Origin of the sequence: Geobacter metallireducens GS-15, assembly GCF_000012925.1 — a bacterium.
GTDB lineage: Bacteria > Desulfobacterota > Desulfuromonadia > Geobacterales > Geobacteraceae > Geobacter > Geobacter metallireducens.
The window spans coordinates 13,362-30,309 of record NC_007517.1; the positions used below are offsets into that span (position 1 = coordinate 13,362).

A 16,948-nucleotide genomic window follows, 5' to 3' on the forward strand; every position below is an offset into this window, starting at 1 on the left:
CCCACACCCGTCGGAGGGTATGCCATGAACCTGCGCCTCACGATCAGGAACAAGCTTTTTCTGGCTACCCTCCTCATTCTCTTCATCTCCTACGCCATCCTTATCCAGACAACCGTCACCAGCATCAACACCTCCCTTGAAGACAACCTGGCCAAGGAACTTGCCGAGAACCTCCGCTACGCCAAAGACCAGTACTTCTCCCGGGCAGAGCACCTGAAGTACGCCCTCCTCCTCCCCGCCTCCGCGCAGACGGTGCAGGAGCGGGTCGAGAGGAGGGACAGGGTCTGGCTCCAGGAGACGGCGCGGCGCTGGAAGACCAGCCTCCCCTTCGCTGAGCCGTTCCTCTTTGTGGACCCGCAGCTGAAGGTCATCGCCGGCGATGGCGAGTCGGTGCCGGAGAATGTCCGCGAACTGGCTCCCATCGTGGAACGGGCGCTGCGGGAAAAACGGCCCGTTTCCGCAACCGAGCTGGTGAGCGACCGTTTCCTCTGCAGCGCCGGGGTCCGCGACTTCTGCTCCCGTCCTCCCTACGGAGACGGGAGCGTCATGATGATAACCGTCGTCGTCCCGGTACTGGCCGAGGGGGGGGAGGCCCTGGGCGCCATCGTGGCCGGGGAAGTCATCGACCGGGACGTGAAGCAGGCGGCCGGGACTCAGGAGATTTTCGGCAAGCAGGTGGTTGTGGCCGTCATCCGTGGCAATAGGCTTGCCCCGGCCGGCGTCAATCCTGCCTTCCCCTACCCTGCAGCCATCGCTCCCGATATCCTCGACAAGCTGGAGCGGGGGCAGTCGTTCGGAGGCGACGTCACCATCGGGGGAAAGGCCTACAAGACCGCTATCTCACCCCTCACCAACAGCCGCGGAGACTACGTGGGTTCCCTCTACGTGGCCCTCTCCCGGGACGATTTAAAGGGGATCCTCGGCGACAGCCTCAAGAATATCCTCGTATCCGCCGCCATCGGCATCGTCCTCACGTTTCTGACGGCCTTCCACGTGGCCCGCAGGTTGACCATGCCCCTGAACGCCCTTGCCGGCGGGGTGCGAAAGATCGAGAGCGGGGACTTGCGGCAACGGGTGGAGGTAACCACCGCCGACGAAGTGGGAGAGTTGGGAGAAGCCTTCAACCGCATGGCCCGAAGCCTGGAGGAGCGGGACCGGACCATCCGGGCCACGGCCCACGAACAGGCGGAGCTGAACCGCAAGCTCCAGGAGATGAATGAACACCTCGAAGAGAACGTGAGCGAACGGACAACAGCCCTGCAGATGGAGATGGGGCGTCTTGAGGCGATTCTCACCGGCATGGCTGAAGGAATTGCCGTCACCGACCGGGAGGGGAAAGTCATCCTCTTTAACCCCGCGGCCCAGCGGATCTTCGAGATGGTTCCCCCCCGGGTAATGGGGCATACCCTGGAGGAACTCTGTGCCGGCGGAGAGTTCTGTGCCCTCGCCGATTACGTCCGCACCATGAAAGAAACCGATGACTTGACCCCCCGCCGGGACGTGGAGATGTCCATGAAGGGGAAGAAACTCACGATCAGCCTTTCACCTTTCTGCGACCAGGGGGGAGCCTTGGCCGGCGTCGTCATGTCGGTGCGCGATGTGACCGGGGAAGAGGATGTGGATCGGGTGAAGACCGAGTTCATCTCCACGGTGTCCCATGAGCTCAAGACCCCCCTCACCTCCATCAAGGGTTCGCTCCAGTTCATCCACGACCGGGGGGAAGGGTTCGGCGGGATGGAGGGGGAGCTTCTCTCCGTCTGTCTCCGTAACACCGACCGGCTGATCCGGCTCGTGAACGATATCCTCGACATTGCCCGGATCGAATCGGGGCGGCTGGAGTTCGTGCCGGAGCCCCAGGATGTGCGGACCCTGGTCACCCACTCCATCGAGGAGCTGGCAGGGTACGCTCTGGAGCATGACGTCAGCGTCGAGAACCGCTGTGGCCAGGACCTCCCCCCCATCTATGGGGACCGGGACCGTCTCGTGCAGGTTCTCACCAACCTCCTCTCCAACGCGATCAAGTTTTCACCCCGGGGGGAACGGGTGGTGGTGACGGCGGAGCGGACTTCAAACTACGTGGCCATATCCGTGGGTGACCGGGGACGGGAGATCCTGTGGTCGGATCGGGGGAAACTCTTCAAGAAATTTCAGCTGCTCGACAATTCGGACCGCCGTCAGCACGGCGGGACGGGCCTTGGGCTTGCCATTTGCAAGGAAATCGTCGAACATCACCACGGCAGGATCTTCTACAACGAAGGGACCGGGGGGGGGAACGTTTTCACCTTCACGGTTCCCGTCTATGAGGAACAATCATGAATAACCTCAAAATCCTCATCGTCGATGACGAAGCGGACATCGCCCTCATTCTCAAGCTGCAACTGGAGGACGCCGGCTACCGCACCACCCGGGCCCGGGATGGCCTGGAAGCCCTGGAGATGCTGGCCCGGGAACACTATGACCTGATTCTCCTGGACATCCGCATGCCCCGCCTGGATGGCATTGAGGTGCTGGAGCGGATCCGGCAGGAGTGGCCCGAGCTGGTGGTGGTGATGATGACTGCCCACGGCAGCGAGGACATCGCCGTTGAGGCCATGAAGAAGGGGGCGGTGGACTATATCTCCAAGCCCTTCTCCTCCGATGATATGAAGAAGCGGGTGGAGCGGGCCATCGAGTACAACCGGACCCGGCTCGAAAACGAGCGGCTCCAGCGGGAGGTGGAGGAAGAGCGCCGGAAGATGGAGGCGATTCTCCAGGGGATGGCCGAAGCCCTCGTGGCCGTGGACCGCCAGGGACTGGTCATGAGCATCAACCGCACTGCCGCGGAACTTTTCGGGGTTGATGCGGCCGCGGTCCATGCCCGCCCCGTGGAGGAACTCCTCTCCGCCGCCATCCCGGCCGACCGGCTCCCCTGCCGCGTGGTGCTCGCCACGGGAGAGCCGTGCCTCGACGTGGCCTACGACCTCCGCCTGCCGGGCCGGATTGTGCCGGTCCTCTCCAGTGCCGCCCCCCTGGCGAACGCCGCCGGCGAGATGATCGGGAGCGTGGAGATCATCCGCGACATCTCGGCCCTCAAGGCCCTGGAACAGGAGCGGGAGGATTTCGTCAGCATGCTCTCCCACGACCTGAAGACCCCCATTACCGCCATCATCGGCTCCATCGACCTGGTGAAGGAGGGGCGGCTCGGTCCAGTGAATCCGGAACAGAGCATGTACCTGGACGCCGCCGTGGAGAGCTGCGCCGAGATGGTGGACATGATCGACACCCTGCTGGATGTGCACCGCTTCGAGGCGGGGCGGATGGTGACGACCCTTGTGGAAGAAGAGCTCGGGCCGCTCCTGCAGCGGACCGTTGGCAGGTTCGAGCCGGTGGCCCGCCACAGCGGGCTCGAACTTACCCTCTCTCTACCCGGCGCTCCAGTCACCTTCCTGGTGGACCGGAAGCAATTCGGGCGACTCCTGGGCAACCTCCTCTCCAACGCCCTGAAGTTCACCACTGAGGGCGGCATCGAGGTACGGGCGGAGCTGCCGGAGAACGCCGCGGCGGCCGCACAGGGGATTACCCCCGGCGCCTACCCGACCGAGAGACTCCCCCGGGAGGGACGATACCTGCTCGTTTCGGTGAGCGACACGGGGGCCGGGATTCCGGCCGATTCCCTCGTCACCATTTTCGACCGCTTCGTCCAGGCCCGCAACCGCAAGATGGGGAAGTCGAGCGGCACCGGGCTCGGGCTCGCCTTCTGCCGCAAGGTCATGGATGCCCACCACGGCTTCATCTGGGCCGAGAGCGAGCCTGACAGGGGGAGCACCTTCCGGATGCTTTTTCCGCTGGGGACCGACTGACCACTGAGCGAGGGAACTTCGCCCATGAAACTGCCGTACCACACCATGCCTTTCAGGATCGCGGCGTACTATGCCCTCTGTGCAGGGCTCTGGATCCTCCTGTCCGACCGGCTCCTCGGGGTTGCCGTTCGGGATCCCGACCTCATCACCAGCCTGGAGACGGCAAAGGGATGGCTCTTTGTGGCGGTCACCGCCCTCCTCCTCCATGTGGTGGTCCGGCGCTTCGTCGATGAGGTGATGCGCCGGGAGGAACTTCTGCGGGAGCGCAACGAAGAGCTCTGCATGGTGGAGGAGGAGCTCCGCCAGCAGCTGGACGAGTCCGAGCGGGCCCAGCAAGAACTGCGGGAGAGCGAGGAAAACTACCGGCTCCTCTTTTCGAGCAATCCGCATCCCATGTGCGTTTTCGATCTGGAGACCCTCGCCTTCCTGGAGGTGAACGGATCGGCTATCCAGCATTACGGATACAGCCGCGAAGAGTTTCTTGCCATGACCATCAAGGACATCCGTCCCCCCGAGGATGTGCCGTCGCTCATGGCTATCGTGAAGCGGGTCGACAGCGGGCCTGACCGGGTCGGCGTTTGGCGCCACCGGAAAAAGGACGGCACGATCATCTCCGTGGAGATCACCTCTCACATGATCGATTTCGCCGGAAGGCGTGCGAAGGTGATTCTGTGCAATGACGTAACGGAGCGGATCAGAGCGAAGGAGGAGATCCTGCGACTCAACGCCGAGTTGGAGCAGCGGGTGCGGCAACGGACCGCGGAACTGGAGCAGGCCAACCGGGAGATGGAGTCCTTCAGCTATTCCGTTTCCCACGACCTGCGGGCGCCGCTACGCCACATCGACGGGTTCAGTCGGGTGCTTCTGGAAGACTGCGGCGACCAGCTCAATCAGGAGGGAAAGGGATACCTTACCCGGATCTGCGCCGCTGCCAACCGGATGGGGCAGCTCATCGACGATCTCCTCCAGCTGGCCTCCGTGAGCCGCAGCGAACTGCAACGGCGCCCCGTCGATTTCAGTAACCTGGCTCGGACTATAGCCTTGGAACTGAAGCAGACAGACCCGGAGCGTGAGGTTACCTTCACCATTGCCGGGGGGGTCAGCGCTCAGGGAGATCCCGTCCTCCTGCGGGTCGTGCTGGAAAACCTCCTGGGTAACGCCTGGAAATACACGGGGAAGAATCACCGCACCGCAATCGAGTTCGGGGCAGTCGAGGGGGAGGAGGGACGGGTCTACTTCGTGCGGGATAACGGGGTCGGCTTCGACATGACCTACGTGGGCAAGCTTTTCACCCCCTTCCAGCGGCTTCACGCCATGGACGAGTTCGAGGGAACCGGCATCGGGCTGGCCACGGTGCGCCGGGTGGTGGAACGGCACGGCGGGCGGGCCTGGGCCGAAGGGACAATCGGCGCCGGCGCCACCTTTTACTTTACCCTGGGAGAATCTCACCGCCTTGCGGAGGGCGACGAAGGATAAGCGATGGACGATTTGCACCTGAGGATACTGCTGGCGGAGGACTCCGAGGAGGATGCCTTTCTGCTTCTGCGGGAGCTGGAACGGGGGGGATACACGGTGGAGTGCGAGCGGGTGCAGACCCGCTCCGCCATGAAAAAGGCCCTGGTCTCCCGGCAATGGGACATGGTCATTTCCGACTACCGGATGCCCCGGTTCTCCGCGCCCCAGGCCCTGGAAACCCTCAAGGAGAGCGGTCTCGACCTCCCCTTCATCATCGTCTCCGGCAAGATCGCCGAGGATATGCTCGTGGATGCCATGCGGGCCGGCGCCAACGACTACTTCATGAAGGGGAACCTGTCGCGGCTCATTCCTGCCATCGAGCGGGAGCTGCGGGAGGCTGCCGAGCGGCGCATCCGGCGCCGGGCCGAGCGGGCCATCCGCCAGGGGAAAATGGAGTGGGAGGCGGCTTTCGACGCCGTGTCGGACCTGGTCCTTCTCACCGACCTCTACAGCACGGTCATCCGCTGCAACAACCGGGTCATCGAGGCCTTCAACGCCACCTACAGCGACATCCTGGGGAGGAACATCACCGAGCTTTTCTACGGCAGCCCCGACGCCGGGGAGAGCATTTTCGATCAGTGCACCGATCTGAAGGCCGATAACGGCGATGTCCGCTTTCCCAAACTCACGGGATGGTACAAGGCCTCCTGCTTTCCCATGCACCCTACCGAAAACGAACACGGCTTCGTCTACGTCATCAAGGACGTCACCAAGCGGAAAAAGATGGAGGAAGAGAAGGAGCTGGCCACCCTGGAGCTTCTCCGGAGCCGCCAGGCCCTCAGGGAGAATCTGGAGGAGATGAAGCGGGCCAACATGGAGCTGGGGCGCCTGAACGCCGCCAAGAACACCGTCATCGGCATGGCCTCCCATGAACTGAAGACCCCGCTTACCTCCATCATCGGTGGGCTCCAGTTTCTCTTCCACTACAGCGGCCTGGAGATGACCCCGGAGCAGAAGGAGATGATGGAGTCGGTCTACGAGGGGGTGACCCAGCTGCGGGGGATCGTGGACGATCTCCTCTCCATCTCCCGCATCGAGACCAAGGGATTCGCCGTCACCAAGCGGATGGTGAACCTCCTCAATCTCTGCCGGGAGGTGCGCCATACCCTGCTCCTTCCCCTGTCGGAGCGGGACATCGAGCTCTCCATTGCCGAGGACACCTGCAGCATTCCGGCCGACGAGGGGTTCTGCCGGCTCGTGACCCGGAACCTCCTGGAGAACGCCATCAAGTTCACCGCCGACGGGGGACGGATCACCATCAGCGGCGAGCTCACCTCCCTGGACGACCTCCTCCCCCAGGCCGATTCGCTCCGCTGCTTCTACCGGGAGTTCCCCTCCAACATCGAGGGGCACCCTGCCTTCTATCGCCTCGACATCGCCGACACGGGAATCGGCATCCCCCCCGAGGAGCGGGTGCGGATCTTCGAGAAATTCTACGGCGTCGGCGACCTCGCCTACCACTCCTCCGGCAAGACCGGCTTCATGTCCAAGGGGTCAGGGCTCGGCCTCTCCATCGTCAAGGGGATCATGGACGCCCACGGCGGCATGGTCTGGGTGGGGCCCGGGGAAAACGGCTCGGGAAGCGTCTTCTCCCTCCTCTTCCCCATGGACAACACCTGTGTCATCCCGCCCCGCGAAGGGAGACGGTAGACACCATGGCATCGGCCCTTTCGCTTCGCGGCCTCACCAAGCGCTTCGGCTCCCTCACGGCCGTGGATTCCTTCTCCCTGGAGGTGGAGCGGGGGACCATCTTCGCGCTTCTCGGCCCCAACGGCGCCGGGAAAACCACCATCATCCGGATCCTCACTACGCTGCTGCGCCCCGACGCCGGCACGGCCCTGGTGGAGGGGTTCGACGTGCGCCAGCAGGGGAAGGAGGTGCGGCGCCTCATCGGCGTGGTCCCCCAGGAGAACAACCTGGACCGCTACCTCACCGCCCGGGAGAACCTGGTGATGCAGGCCCGGCTCCACGGCATGGGAGCCGCCGAGACGAACGGGCGGGTGGACGAGCTTCTGGAGCTGGTGGGGCTTACGGGGCGGCGCAACGACTTTCCCGACACCTTTTCCGGCGGCATGCAGCGGCGCCTCGTGGTGGCCCGGGCACTGGTCCACCGCCCCCGGGTCCTCTTTCTCGACGAGCCCACCACCGGTCTTGACCCCCAGTCCCGCCGGGCAGTCTGGGACTATGTGGACTCCCTTAAGGATTCCATGACCATCTTTCTCACCACCCACTACATGGACGAGGCCGACGCCCTCTGCGACCGGATCGTCATCATGGACCACGGCCGGGTGCTCGTGGACGGGAGCGCGGCCCGGCTCAAGGAGCGGATGGCCCACGCCCACTGCTACGAGCTCCGGTTCCGGGCCAACGCCGACCACTACGAAACGATCCTGGCGGGTTTCCCCTTTGTCCGCTCCCTCCAGCGGACCGGCGACCTCTTTCGCCTCTCCCTGGCCGGCGAGGAAAGCCTCAAGCCCCTCATGGACGCCATCGGCACCGACGACATCCGCACGATCTGTCTCCGGGAGCCGACCCTGGAGGATGTGTTCATCGAGCTGACGGGGAAAGAGGTGCGGGAATAGTGTTCAAGGGTGCCTTCTCCATCTGGAAGCGGGACATGCTGGTGCTCCGCCGCAGCCTCTTCTCTGAGCTCGTGGCGGTGGTGGCGTCCCCCCTCACCTTCTACCTGGCCTTCGGCTTCGGCCTCCGGGGGTACATCGCCGACGTGGAGGGGGTTCCCTACACCGTCTTCATGGCGCCGGGGCTCATCACCATGACCGCCGTGTCGGCCGCCTTCGACGAGAGCGCCTGGAGCATGTGGTTCCACCGCAAGGTGCAGCGCACCATCGAGGCCTACCGGGTCACCCCCATCACGGTCTACGACATCGTCATCGGCAAGATCATCTCCGGCTTCAGCCAGGGGGCCCTCAAGGGGGTGGCGGTGGCCACCGTGATCTTCCTCCTGACCGGGGTCCGGTTCGACCCGGCCCACCTGGCCGGATACCTCGCCTTCATCGTCCTCGGCTCCATGGTCTTTTCCTGCGCCGGCACCGTCTGCGGAACCCTCCTGGACAAGCCCGAGACCATCGGCAAGGTCCAGGCGGTGGTCATCATGCCCCTCATCTTCCTCTCCGGGGTCTTCTTCCCCGTCTCCTCCTATCCCGAGGCCATGCGTTCCGCCGTCATGCTCATCCCCACCACGGCCCTCTTCGAGGGGTCGCGCCGGGCGCTCCTGGCGGGTGCCTTCGACGGAGGGCTCATCGGCATCCTCGCCGTGACCGCCCTGGTCGCCTTTGCCGCCACGGTGGCCATCTTCAACCGGAAGATGGCGGAGTAGCCTCTATCTGCGCGGAGCTAAACTTCTTGTGCTGCCGGCGTTATTCATAGTAGGATTTATAAGATTGACATACGAACGGAGAACCCATGGCTGAAGAATTCATACCCAAATGGGTTGCCTGGGAAACCACCCAGAAGTGCAACCTCAAGTGCGTCCACTGCCGCTGTTCCTCTGACCTGACCTCTTCCGAGGGGGATTTCACCACCGAGGAGGGAAAGAAGCTCCTGAAGGAGATCGCTGACTTCTCCAAACCGGTGATCGTCCTCTCCGGCGGCGAGCCCCTCATGCGCAAGGACATCTTCGAGCTGGCCGAGTACGGCACCTCCCTGGGGCTGCGCATGTGCATGGCCACCAACGGCGCCCTGGTCACCGACGAGATCTGCCAGAAGATGCGCAAGGCCGACATCAAGATGGTGTCGCTTTCCCTGGACGGCAGCACCGCCGCGGTCCACGACGACTTCCGCCAGTGCCCCGGCGCCTTCGAAGGGGTAGTGCGGGCCGCGGAGATCTTCCGGCGCAACGGCCAGAAATTCCTCATCAACTCCTCCTTCACCAAGCGCAACCAGCACGACATCGCCAACACCTTCAAGCTGGCCAAGAGCCTCGGCGCCACCGCCTGGTACATGTTCATGATCGTTCCCACGGGGCGCGGCGAGGAGATCATGAACGAGCTCATCACCAAGGAGGACTACGAGGAGATTCTGGAGTGGCACTACCAGCAGGAGAAGCTGGAGGACGAGATCCTCATGCGTCCCACCTGTGCCCCCCACTACTACCGGATGGTCCCCATGCGGGCGAAAGAAGAAGGGGTCAAGTTCGAGCGCCGGTCGCTGACCTTCTCCACCGGCGGCGGCAAGGGGTGCATTGCGGCCCAGACCATCTGCCTCATCGACTGCTTCGGCAACGTGAAACCCTGCTCCTACTTCCACCGCACCGCCGGCAACGTGAAGGAGACCCCCTTCCGGGAGATCTGGGAGAATTCGGAGATCTTCAAGGATCTCAGGAACTTCAAGGCCTACAAGGGGAAGTGCGGCGAGTGCGAGTTTCTCAATGTCTGCGGCGGGTGCCGGGCCAGGGCCGATGCGGTGCATGGGGATTACATGGCGGAAGAGCCGTTCTGTAATTATGTGCCGATACGCCTTCAAAAGAAGGCGTAGGGAGGAACGTGCTCTTTACGCCATCTTGGCGCCGTCCTCGTCACCCCGTTGTGCGGCGTAGCTGGGCTACGCCTCCGCCGGGGTTCCTGCGGGTGCACCAATCTGACGTAAATATCACGTTCCTGGTGTTGAAACGCTTTAAATCTCCAAGGAGGATTTCCAATGAATAATCGTTTTCTCGACGCCTGCTGGGGCAAGCCCGTTGACCGTACCCCCGTGTGGCTCATGCGGCAGGCCGGGCGCTACCTCCCCGAATACATGGCGGTGCGCTCCAAGTGCACCTTCCTGGAGCTTTGCAAGACCCCGGAGCTGGCCGCCGAGGTGACTCTCCAGCCGGTGGATATCCTGGGGGTCGACGCGGCGATCCTCTTTTCCGACATCCTGACGCCGGTGGAGCCCATGGGGCTCAAGCTCGATTTTGTCCCCGGCCCGGTCTTCGAGACCCCGGTCCGGACCATGGCCGACGTGGAGCGGCTCCGGATCCCCAACCCCGAGGAGGATGTCCCCTACGTCCTCGACACCATCAAGATTCTCCGCAAGGAGTTGGCCGGCCGGGTGCCCCTCATCGGCTTCGGCGGCGCCCCGTTCACCCTGGCCTGCTACATGGTGGAGGGGAAGGGGTCCAAGGACTGGGCCACCATCAAGCGGATGATGTACGCCGCCCCCGAGGTCTACGCCGCCCTCATGGATAAGGTGACCATGATGGACATGGAGTACCTGAACGCCCAGATCCGGGCCGGAGCCCAAGCGATCCAGATCTTCGACACCTGGGGCGGGGTCCTCTCCCCCACCGATTACGAGAAATTTGTCCTTCCCTACACCCGGAAGCTCATCAATGGCCTGAACCGCCAGAACACTCCCGTCATCCACTTCGTCAAGGGGGCCGGCACCATGCTGGAGACGGTGCAGAAGGCCGGCGGCGACGTCATGGGGCTCGACTGGCACGTGAACCTGGGGAAAGCCCGGGACGTGCTTGGCCCGAACATGGCCGTCCAGGGGAACCTGGACCCCACGGTCCTCTACGCTCCCAAGGAGGTGATCGAGGTGGAGGTGAAGCGGGTTCTCGACGAGAACGCCGGTCGCCCGGGCCACATCTTCAACCTGGGGCACGGCATCCTCCCCACGGTGCCGCCCGAGAACGCCATCCACATGGTCGAATGCGTGCACCGGCTGTCACAGAAGTAGGAGCAGCGAAGAGATGAACCGGAAAAGGGAGCGAAGGTGGCTCCCTTTTTCTTTTCACCGTTAGGAAAGAGGCCCCCATGAATAATCGCATCACCGACCTGGAGATCCACGTTACCCACCTGTCCCGCACCGTCCACGAGCTGAACGACGTGGTCTACCGCCAGCAGCAGACCATCGATCGGCTGGAGGCGGAGCTGAAGGGGCTCCGGGAGCAGGCTCTGGCCGCGGCCCCGTCCCTGGTGCGAAAGCCGGAGGATGAGGAGCCGCCCCCCCACTACTGAGAGCCTGTCCATGATAAGCATTCCAGGCCCGCATCCTGTCTTCACGCCTTCTCGGTTCCTCTCTTCGCGACAAGGCCCCCCCGCTTCATCCCTCGCAAAAACGCATCCACCACCTGGGGATCGAACTGGCTCCCCTTCCACCGCTCAATCTCCGCCAGGGCCGTTTCCCGGGGCATCCCCCGGCGGTAGGGTCGGTCGGTGGTCATGGCGTCGAAGGAGTCGGCCACGGTGATGATCCGCGCCACCAGGGGAATCTCCTCCCCCTTGAGGCCGCTGGGGTAGCCGGTGCCGTCGTAGAATTCGTGGTGATAGAGGATGGCGTTCATGACCGAGGAAAAGAAATCGGAGGTGGAGATGATCTCCATCCCCTTGAGGGAGTGGGCCTGCATGATCTCTAATTCCTCCGGGGTGAGGGAGCTCTCCTTGCGGAGAATGGCGTCGGGAATGCCGATCTTGCCGATGTCGTGGAGAATGGCTGCCATCTCCACCCGGGAGACGGTTTCCGGCGGGAGCCCCATCTCCCGGGCGATGCCGAGGGCGTAGCGGGCCACCCGGTCGATGTGGCCCCGGGTGTAGGAGTCCCGGGCCTCCACCGCCGCCGCCAGGGTCTTGAGGGCCGACTGGTAGCCGCTGATGATCTGGTCGGTCATGGTGTTGAAGGCGGTGCCGAGGTTCTCCAGTTCGTCCCCCGTGGTGAGGGTGGCCCGGGCCGTGTAGTTGCCGGCGCTGAGGCTGCCGGCAATGCCGTGGAGGTGGGCCACCGGCGCCAGGACCATCCGGCGCAGGAGGTAGTAGAGGGTTCCCATCACCATGGCCATGATGCCGGCGCCGGCCAGGGCAAAGAGGATGCGGGCCTTGACGATCTGCCGCTCCGCATCCTGGAGCGGCAGGGCGACGCTCAGCCCCCCCCGCACCTCGCCCACCTTGTATCCCTGCTGCAGGTGACAGGTGAGGCATGACTTCTCCACCACCAGGGGGATGATCCGCTGGTAGGCGGCATGGTCGCCGTCCCGCACGATGCCGGCGATGCCGTCGCGGCTGGCGGTGAAGCCGCGCCGCTCGAACTGCCGCAGTGCCTCGGACTCGAAGGGGGTCGGCTTGTTTGCGGGGTTCAAGGGCTTGAGGCTTGAGAGGTGGAAGCGGTAGAGCCCTTTGCGTTGGGCGTATTCGGAGAGCTTACGGATGGCCAGGGCCGGGTTGTGGAAGACGTAGTCCCGTCCCTCCTTGTCGGTGATGCCGGAACCGGGCAGGTAGGGGTTCGGCTCCACCCCGGGGGCCTGGCGGATGTAGATCCCCTCATGCTCCGAGATCCAGGCCCGGGTGATGACCACCTGCTGGAGCAGCGCCGTGCTTTGGCGGTCCACGTGGTCGTAGATGGCCTTTTGGGCCTGCTCGTACATGAAGAAGAAAAGAATGCCGATCGTTACGAAGACCGTGATGCCGACGGCCACGAGAAACTTGCGGGCAAGGGCCAGCCTGATAGCCATGGAGTCCCTCTCTTTCCAGCGCTGGAGTTTCGCGTCATATCAACAAACTATACATTATCTGTGCCGGGTTTCCGGTCCGGGGCGACGAATTCCCTCTTCTTCCTCCTTGACCGGTCCGGGGTAATGGGGTATCTGGAAGGGGTGCCGAAAGGCCCAACCTTCGACCGTTCGCGAGGCGACCATGTCAGAAAAAACCGCTGTCCTCCTCCTTCAGATGGGGGGGCCCGACTCCCTGGACGCCGTGGAGCCCTTCCTCGTCAACCTCTTTTCCGACCGGGACATCATCCGGATTGGCCCCGCCTTCCTGCAGCCCTTTATCGCCCGGCTCATCGCCAAGAAGCGGGCCACGCCGGTGGAGCGGAAGTATGAGGAGATCGGCGGCAAGTCCCCCATCCGGGAGCTGACCGAGGCCCAGGCGAAGGCCCTGGAGGAGGTTCTGGGGGACGGGTACTGCTGCTTCACGGCCATGCGCTACTGGAAGCCCACCACGGTGGAGGCCCTGGCGGCCATCCGGCGGGAGGGAATCACGCGGATCATCGCCCTCTCCCTCTATCCCCACTACTCCCGGGCCACCACCGGCTCCAGCGTGAACGAGCTGAAGCGGGTCCTGGCCCAATCGGGCGCCACCTTTGACGTCACCTACGTGGATCGCTTCTTTGACCATCCCCGCTACATCGAGGCCCTGGCCGAGAAAATAAAGGAAGGGCTCGACGACTTCCACCCCCTGGCCGAGGTGCAGATCCTCTTTTCGGCCCATTCCCTTCCCCAGTCCTTTATCGACGAAGGTGACCCCTACCTCTCCCATATCGAGGAGACGGTGCGGCTCGTTATGGAGCGGTTCGAGGGGGTCACCTACCACCTGGCCTTCCAGTCCCGGGCCGGGCCGGTCAAGTGGCTGGAGCCCTCCACCGAGGAGATACTGGAGTACCTGGCGGCCCACCAGGTGAAGAACCTCCTCATGGTTCCCCTCTCCTTCGTGTCGGACCACATCGAGACCCTCCACGAGATCGACATCGAGTACGCCATGCTGGCCCACCGGCTGGGGTACGCCAAATTCCGCCGCTCCCCCTCCCTGAACACCTCTCCCCTCTTCATCGACTGCCTGGCGGACCTGGTGCGGAAGGCGGGGATGTGAGCCGGATGGAAAAGGAAACGAAAGCCTGCGCCATCTGCGGAAATGAATTCACCCCCGGAGAGGAGCGCACCCCCTACGAGGAGGCGGGGGAGTGGCTGGCGACGGAGCTCTGGAGCGATGCCGGCACCCTCTGCCCCCAATGCCTGGACAACCGGGCGAAACTCGCCATGATGTACGTTATCGACAGGTGAACGGATATGGAACAGACAACCATCGACGGAATTGCCCTCACGCTGGCCGGACCGGTCCAGCTTCCCCTGAAGTGGGTCGGCCAGGATGAACTTCTCCAGCAGCTCCTGGCCGCCTGGATGGTCATCGACGACCGGGACATACCCTTCAGTCCTCGCCTCATCGGCAAGCCGGGGGTGGGGAAGACCACCCTCGCCTACGCCGCGGCGCGGCGCCTGGGGCGCCCCGTCTACCTCTTCCAGGCCACCATGGACACCCGCCCCGAGGATCTCATCATCACCCCGGTCATCGGCCCCGACGGGAAGATCCAGTACGCCGCCTCGTCCCTCGTTTCCGCCATGGTGAAGGGAGGGGTCCTCATCCTCGACGAGGGGAACCGGATGAGCGAGAAGGCCTGGGCCTCCCTGGCGCCGCTCCTGGACGACCGGCGTTACGTGGAGTCCATCATCACGGGCCTCAGGGTCCCGGCCCACCGGGACTTCCGGATCGTGGTCACCATGAACGAGGACGCCTCCACCTTCGAGGTCCCCGAGTACATCCACTCCCGGCTCCAGCCCCAGATCTTCATCGACTTCCCCGAGGCCGACGAGGAACTCATGATCCTCAAGGAGAACCTCCCCTTCGCCCCGACCCGGATCCTCAAGTACGTGGTGGATTTCCTCCAGCGGGCCCATGCCGCCGACGAGCTCTACTCGGTCCGCGACGGCATCAACATCGCCCGCTACGCCCTCAAGATGATGGCCGCCACCGAACGGGACGCCGCCGAGCTCCTCCCCCTTGCCGTGGAGCGGGTGCTGGGGGACGAGGCGCTGCGGTATCTGGCGTAAGCCATGCCCCACCGCCTCCACCTGGAACAGTTCGGCCCGGTTCACGCCCTCCCCGTCCTCCACTACCGGATGGAGTTCGCCTGGCTCGTGCGCGAGGCGGTGCACCGGGTGAAGCCCGACTGCATCGCCCTGGAGCTGCCGCCGACCCTGGAAGCACCCTTCCGGCGCGCCGTGGCACGGCTGCCGGAGGTGTCGGTGCTCCGCTACGGCACCAAGGTGAAGAAAGGGCACGAGGAAACGGTCTACCTCCTCGTGGAGCCGGCGGACCCCCTGGTGGAGGGGGCACGGCTCGGCCGGGAACTGGGGATCCCCGTGGCACTGGTGGACGTGGATACCGATTCCTATCCCCTCCACCACGAAGCGCTTCCCGACCCCTACGCCATCCACCGGCTTGGCCTCACCCCCTACTACGAGGAGTACCGGAAGGGGTGCGCGACGCTCTCCCACGGTCCCGAGGACCGGCGGCGGGAGCAGGGGATGGCCTTCCGGCTCCAGGAGCTTTCCCGAGAGCACGGCCTCATCCTTTTCATCTGCGGGATGTTCCATCTGGAGCGGGTGAAGGAGGAATTCGGCCGCCCCCAGGCCGCGCCCCTGGAACGGGTCCGGCGCGAGAACGTGGCCCTCTTCAATCTCCACCCCGATTCCTGCCGAGAGATCCTCGGGGAGTTTCCTTTCCTCTCGGCAGTGTACGAGCTGCGCCGGGACACTTTGCCACCGGAGCCTGTAGACGGCAGTGCCACGCTGCGCAAACGGTATAGCGTATTGGAACTGATCGAGGGGGGGAAGCGGGAAATCCCCGAGGAGGAGCTCCTGCGCCACGCCGTGGAGCGGAGCGCCCGCCACACGGGGCGGGAGGGGGAGTTTCCGGACCGGCAGCGGATCATATACCATCTTTTCAAAGAGGCGGCCCGCCACTACCGGCAGGAGACCGGCGAGCCGCTCCACCTCTGGCAGAAGCGGGCCTTCTTCCGCTTTACCCGCAACTACGCCTTGACCGGCGGCATGCTCCTCCCCGATCTCTTCCAGCTCCTAGCCGCGGCCCGCGGCTGCATCGACGACAACTTCGCCTACGCCTTCTGGCGCCTGGCCACCCACTACCCCTGGCAGCGGACCGACGCCGACCTCCCTACCCTCGCCATCTCTCCCGAGGAAATCTGGGGGGGCGCCCGCCGGATCCGCTTCCGTCCCCGGCAGCAGCGGCAGAAGGGGCTGTCGCACCTGGGGTTCCTGAAGCGGAAGAAGGAGAAGCGCCCCGGCGAATGGCTGGAGGGGTTCGACAATCCCGCCATCTGCTCCTACCCGCCGGAGGACGTGGTGATCGAGGATTATGGCCGGTTCCTGAAGAAAAAGGGGGCCATGCAACTCTCCGAGGAGCTCTCCCGCACCGAGCCGTTCACGGCGTCGCTTCTGGACGGGATCGACATGCGGGAGACCCTGCGCAATCTGGCCGACGGCCGGATCTACGTGCGGGAGAACCAGCGGGCCACGGGGGGCGTCGGCGGGGTGGTGGTGATCTTTGACGAGGACCGGGACAACCGCAGGTTCCCCTACCGGATGACCTGGCTCGGGGAGCACGATCAGGAATCGGACATGGCCTTTTACGCCACCTCCCCGGCCGACAACATCGTGGGCCCCGGCATCTGCCGCTGTGAGTACGGCGGCTTCCTCCTCTCCTACCCTCCCCGGCGCATGATGGACGTCTGGCACGACCCGGACTACGCCTTTGCCCGCTCGAAAGCCGAGGTGCTCCTCCTGGCGGCCCTGGACTACTCCCCCGAGAAGCACGTGGTCTACGCGGCGCCCCGTCCCCCCCGGAGCATGTTCCGCCAGCTGGCGGCCCGCATGGGGAAGAAGATCGTCTACATCCCCCTCGGCTCCCTGTCGCCGGTGAAGCTCAAGGGGCTGCGGGTCCTCCACATCCTCCATGGCCACGACAAGCGGGAGATCGCGAAGAACTATGTCTGGTGACCCTCCTTGTCGAGGGCGGCCGGACGGG

At 64.3% G+C, this 16,948-nt stretch carries 14 protein-coding genes; 13 read left to right on the top strand and 1 reads right to left on the bottom strand.

Going from position 1 to position 16,948, the window contains the following annotated elements; translation table 11 throughout:
• Positions 1-24: 24 nt before the first annotated feature.
• From GMET_RS00045 to GMET_RS00085, 9 genes are all read left to right on the top strand, one after another.
• Positions 25-2,316, top strand: coding sequence for an ATP-binding protein (locus GMET_RS00045; protein ID WP_004513774.1), 2,292 nt, complete (start codon positions 25-27; stop codon positions 2,314-2,316).
• Positions 2,313-3,839, top strand: coding sequence for an ATP-binding response regulator (locus GMET_RS00050; protein WP_004513775.1), 1,527 nt, complete (start codon positions 2,313-2,315; stop codon positions 3,837-3,839). The genes GMET_RS00045 and GMET_RS00050 overlap by 4 nt, the downstream gene beginning before the upstream one ends.
• A gap of 24 nt (positions 3,840-3,863) precedes the next feature.
• Positions 3,864-5,315: a sensor histidine kinase gene (locus GMET_RS00055; protein ID WP_004513776.1), complete on the top strand. Its 1,452-nt coding sequence runs from the start codon at positions 3,864-3,866 to the stop codon at positions 5,313-5,315.
• A gap of 3 nt (positions 5,316-5,318) precedes the next feature.
• Complete coding sequence (locus GMET_RS00060) at positions 5,319-7,004, top strand: sensor histidine kinase (protein ID WP_004513777.1); 1,686 nt, start codon at positions 5,319-5,321, stop codon at positions 7,002-7,004.
• 5 nt (positions 7,005-7,009) lie between these two features.
• The gene (locus GMET_RS00065) at positions 7,010-7,936 is read left to right on the top strand and encodes a daunorubicin resistance protein DrrA family ABC transporter ATP-binding protein (protein ID WP_004513778.1); all 927 of its coding nucleotides are present in this window, start codon (positions 7,010-7,012) and stop codon (positions 7,934-7,936) included.
• Positions 7,936-8,691, top strand: coding sequence for an ABC transporter permease (locus GMET_RS00070; protein WP_004513779.1), 756 nt, complete (start codon positions 7,936-7,938; stop codon positions 8,689-8,691). Before GMET_RS00065 ends, GMET_RS00070 begins: the two co-directional genes overlap by 1 nt.
• 86 nt (positions 8,692-8,777) lie before the next feature.
• A complete protein-coding gene (locus tag GMET_RS00075; protein WP_004513780.1) occupies positions 8,778-9,848 on the top strand; it encodes a radical SAM/SPASM domain-containing protein in 1,071 nt (356 codons plus the stop codon).
• Positions 9,849-10,010: 162 nt separating this feature from the next.
• On the top strand, positions 10,011-11,033 hold the full coding sequence (hemE, locus tag GMET_RS00080) for a uroporphyrinogen decarboxylase (RefSeq protein WP_004513781.1): 1,023 nt from the start codon (positions 10,011-10,013) through the stop codon (positions 11,031-11,033).
• Between the two features lie 77 nt (positions 11,034-11,110).
• Positions 11,111-11,314, top strand: coding sequence for a SlyX family protein (locus tag GMET_RS00085; protein ID WP_004513782.1), 204 nt, complete (start codon positions 11,111-11,113; stop codon positions 11,312-11,314).
• A gap of 41 nt (positions 11,315-11,355) precedes the next feature.
• Here GMET_RS00085 and GMET_RS18115 read toward each other — a convergent pair whose 3' ends face one another.
• Positions 11,356-12,801, bottom strand: a complete 1,446-nt coding sequence (locus GMET_RS18115) for an HD domain-containing phosphohydrolase (RefSeq protein ID WP_011365617.1) — start codon at positions 12,799-12,801, stop codon at positions 11,356-11,358.
• 181 nt (positions 12,802-12,982) lie between these two features.
• Between GMET_RS18115 and hemH the strand changes: the two genes are divergently transcribed.
• From hemH to GMET_RS00110, 4 genes are read left to right on the top strand one after another with little or no spacing between them, the layout of a single operon-like run.
• On the top strand, positions 12,983-13,936 hold the full coding sequence (gene hemH / locus GMET_RS00095; protein ID WP_004513785.1) for a ferrochelatase: 954 nt from the start codon (positions 12,983-12,985) through the stop codon (positions 13,934-13,936).
• 5 nt (positions 13,937-13,941) lie between these two features.
• On the top strand, positions 13,942-14,127 hold the full coding sequence (locus GMET_RS00100; RefSeq protein WP_011365618.1) for a hypothetical protein: 186 nt from the start codon (positions 13,942-13,944) through the stop codon (positions 14,125-14,127).
• Positions 14,128-14,133: 6 nt separating this feature from the next.
• The gene (locus tag GMET_RS00105; RefSeq protein WP_004513787.1) at positions 14,134-14,952 is read left to right on the top strand and encodes an AAA family ATPase; all 819 of its coding nucleotides are present in this window, start codon (positions 14,134-14,136) and stop codon (positions 14,950-14,952) included.
• 3 nt (positions 14,953-14,955) lie between these two features.
• Complete coding sequence (locus GMET_RS00110) at positions 14,956-16,920, top strand: hypothetical protein (protein ID WP_004513788.1); 1,965 nt, start codon at positions 14,956-14,958, stop codon at positions 16,918-16,920.
• Positions 16,921-16,948 lie beyond the last annotated feature (28 nt).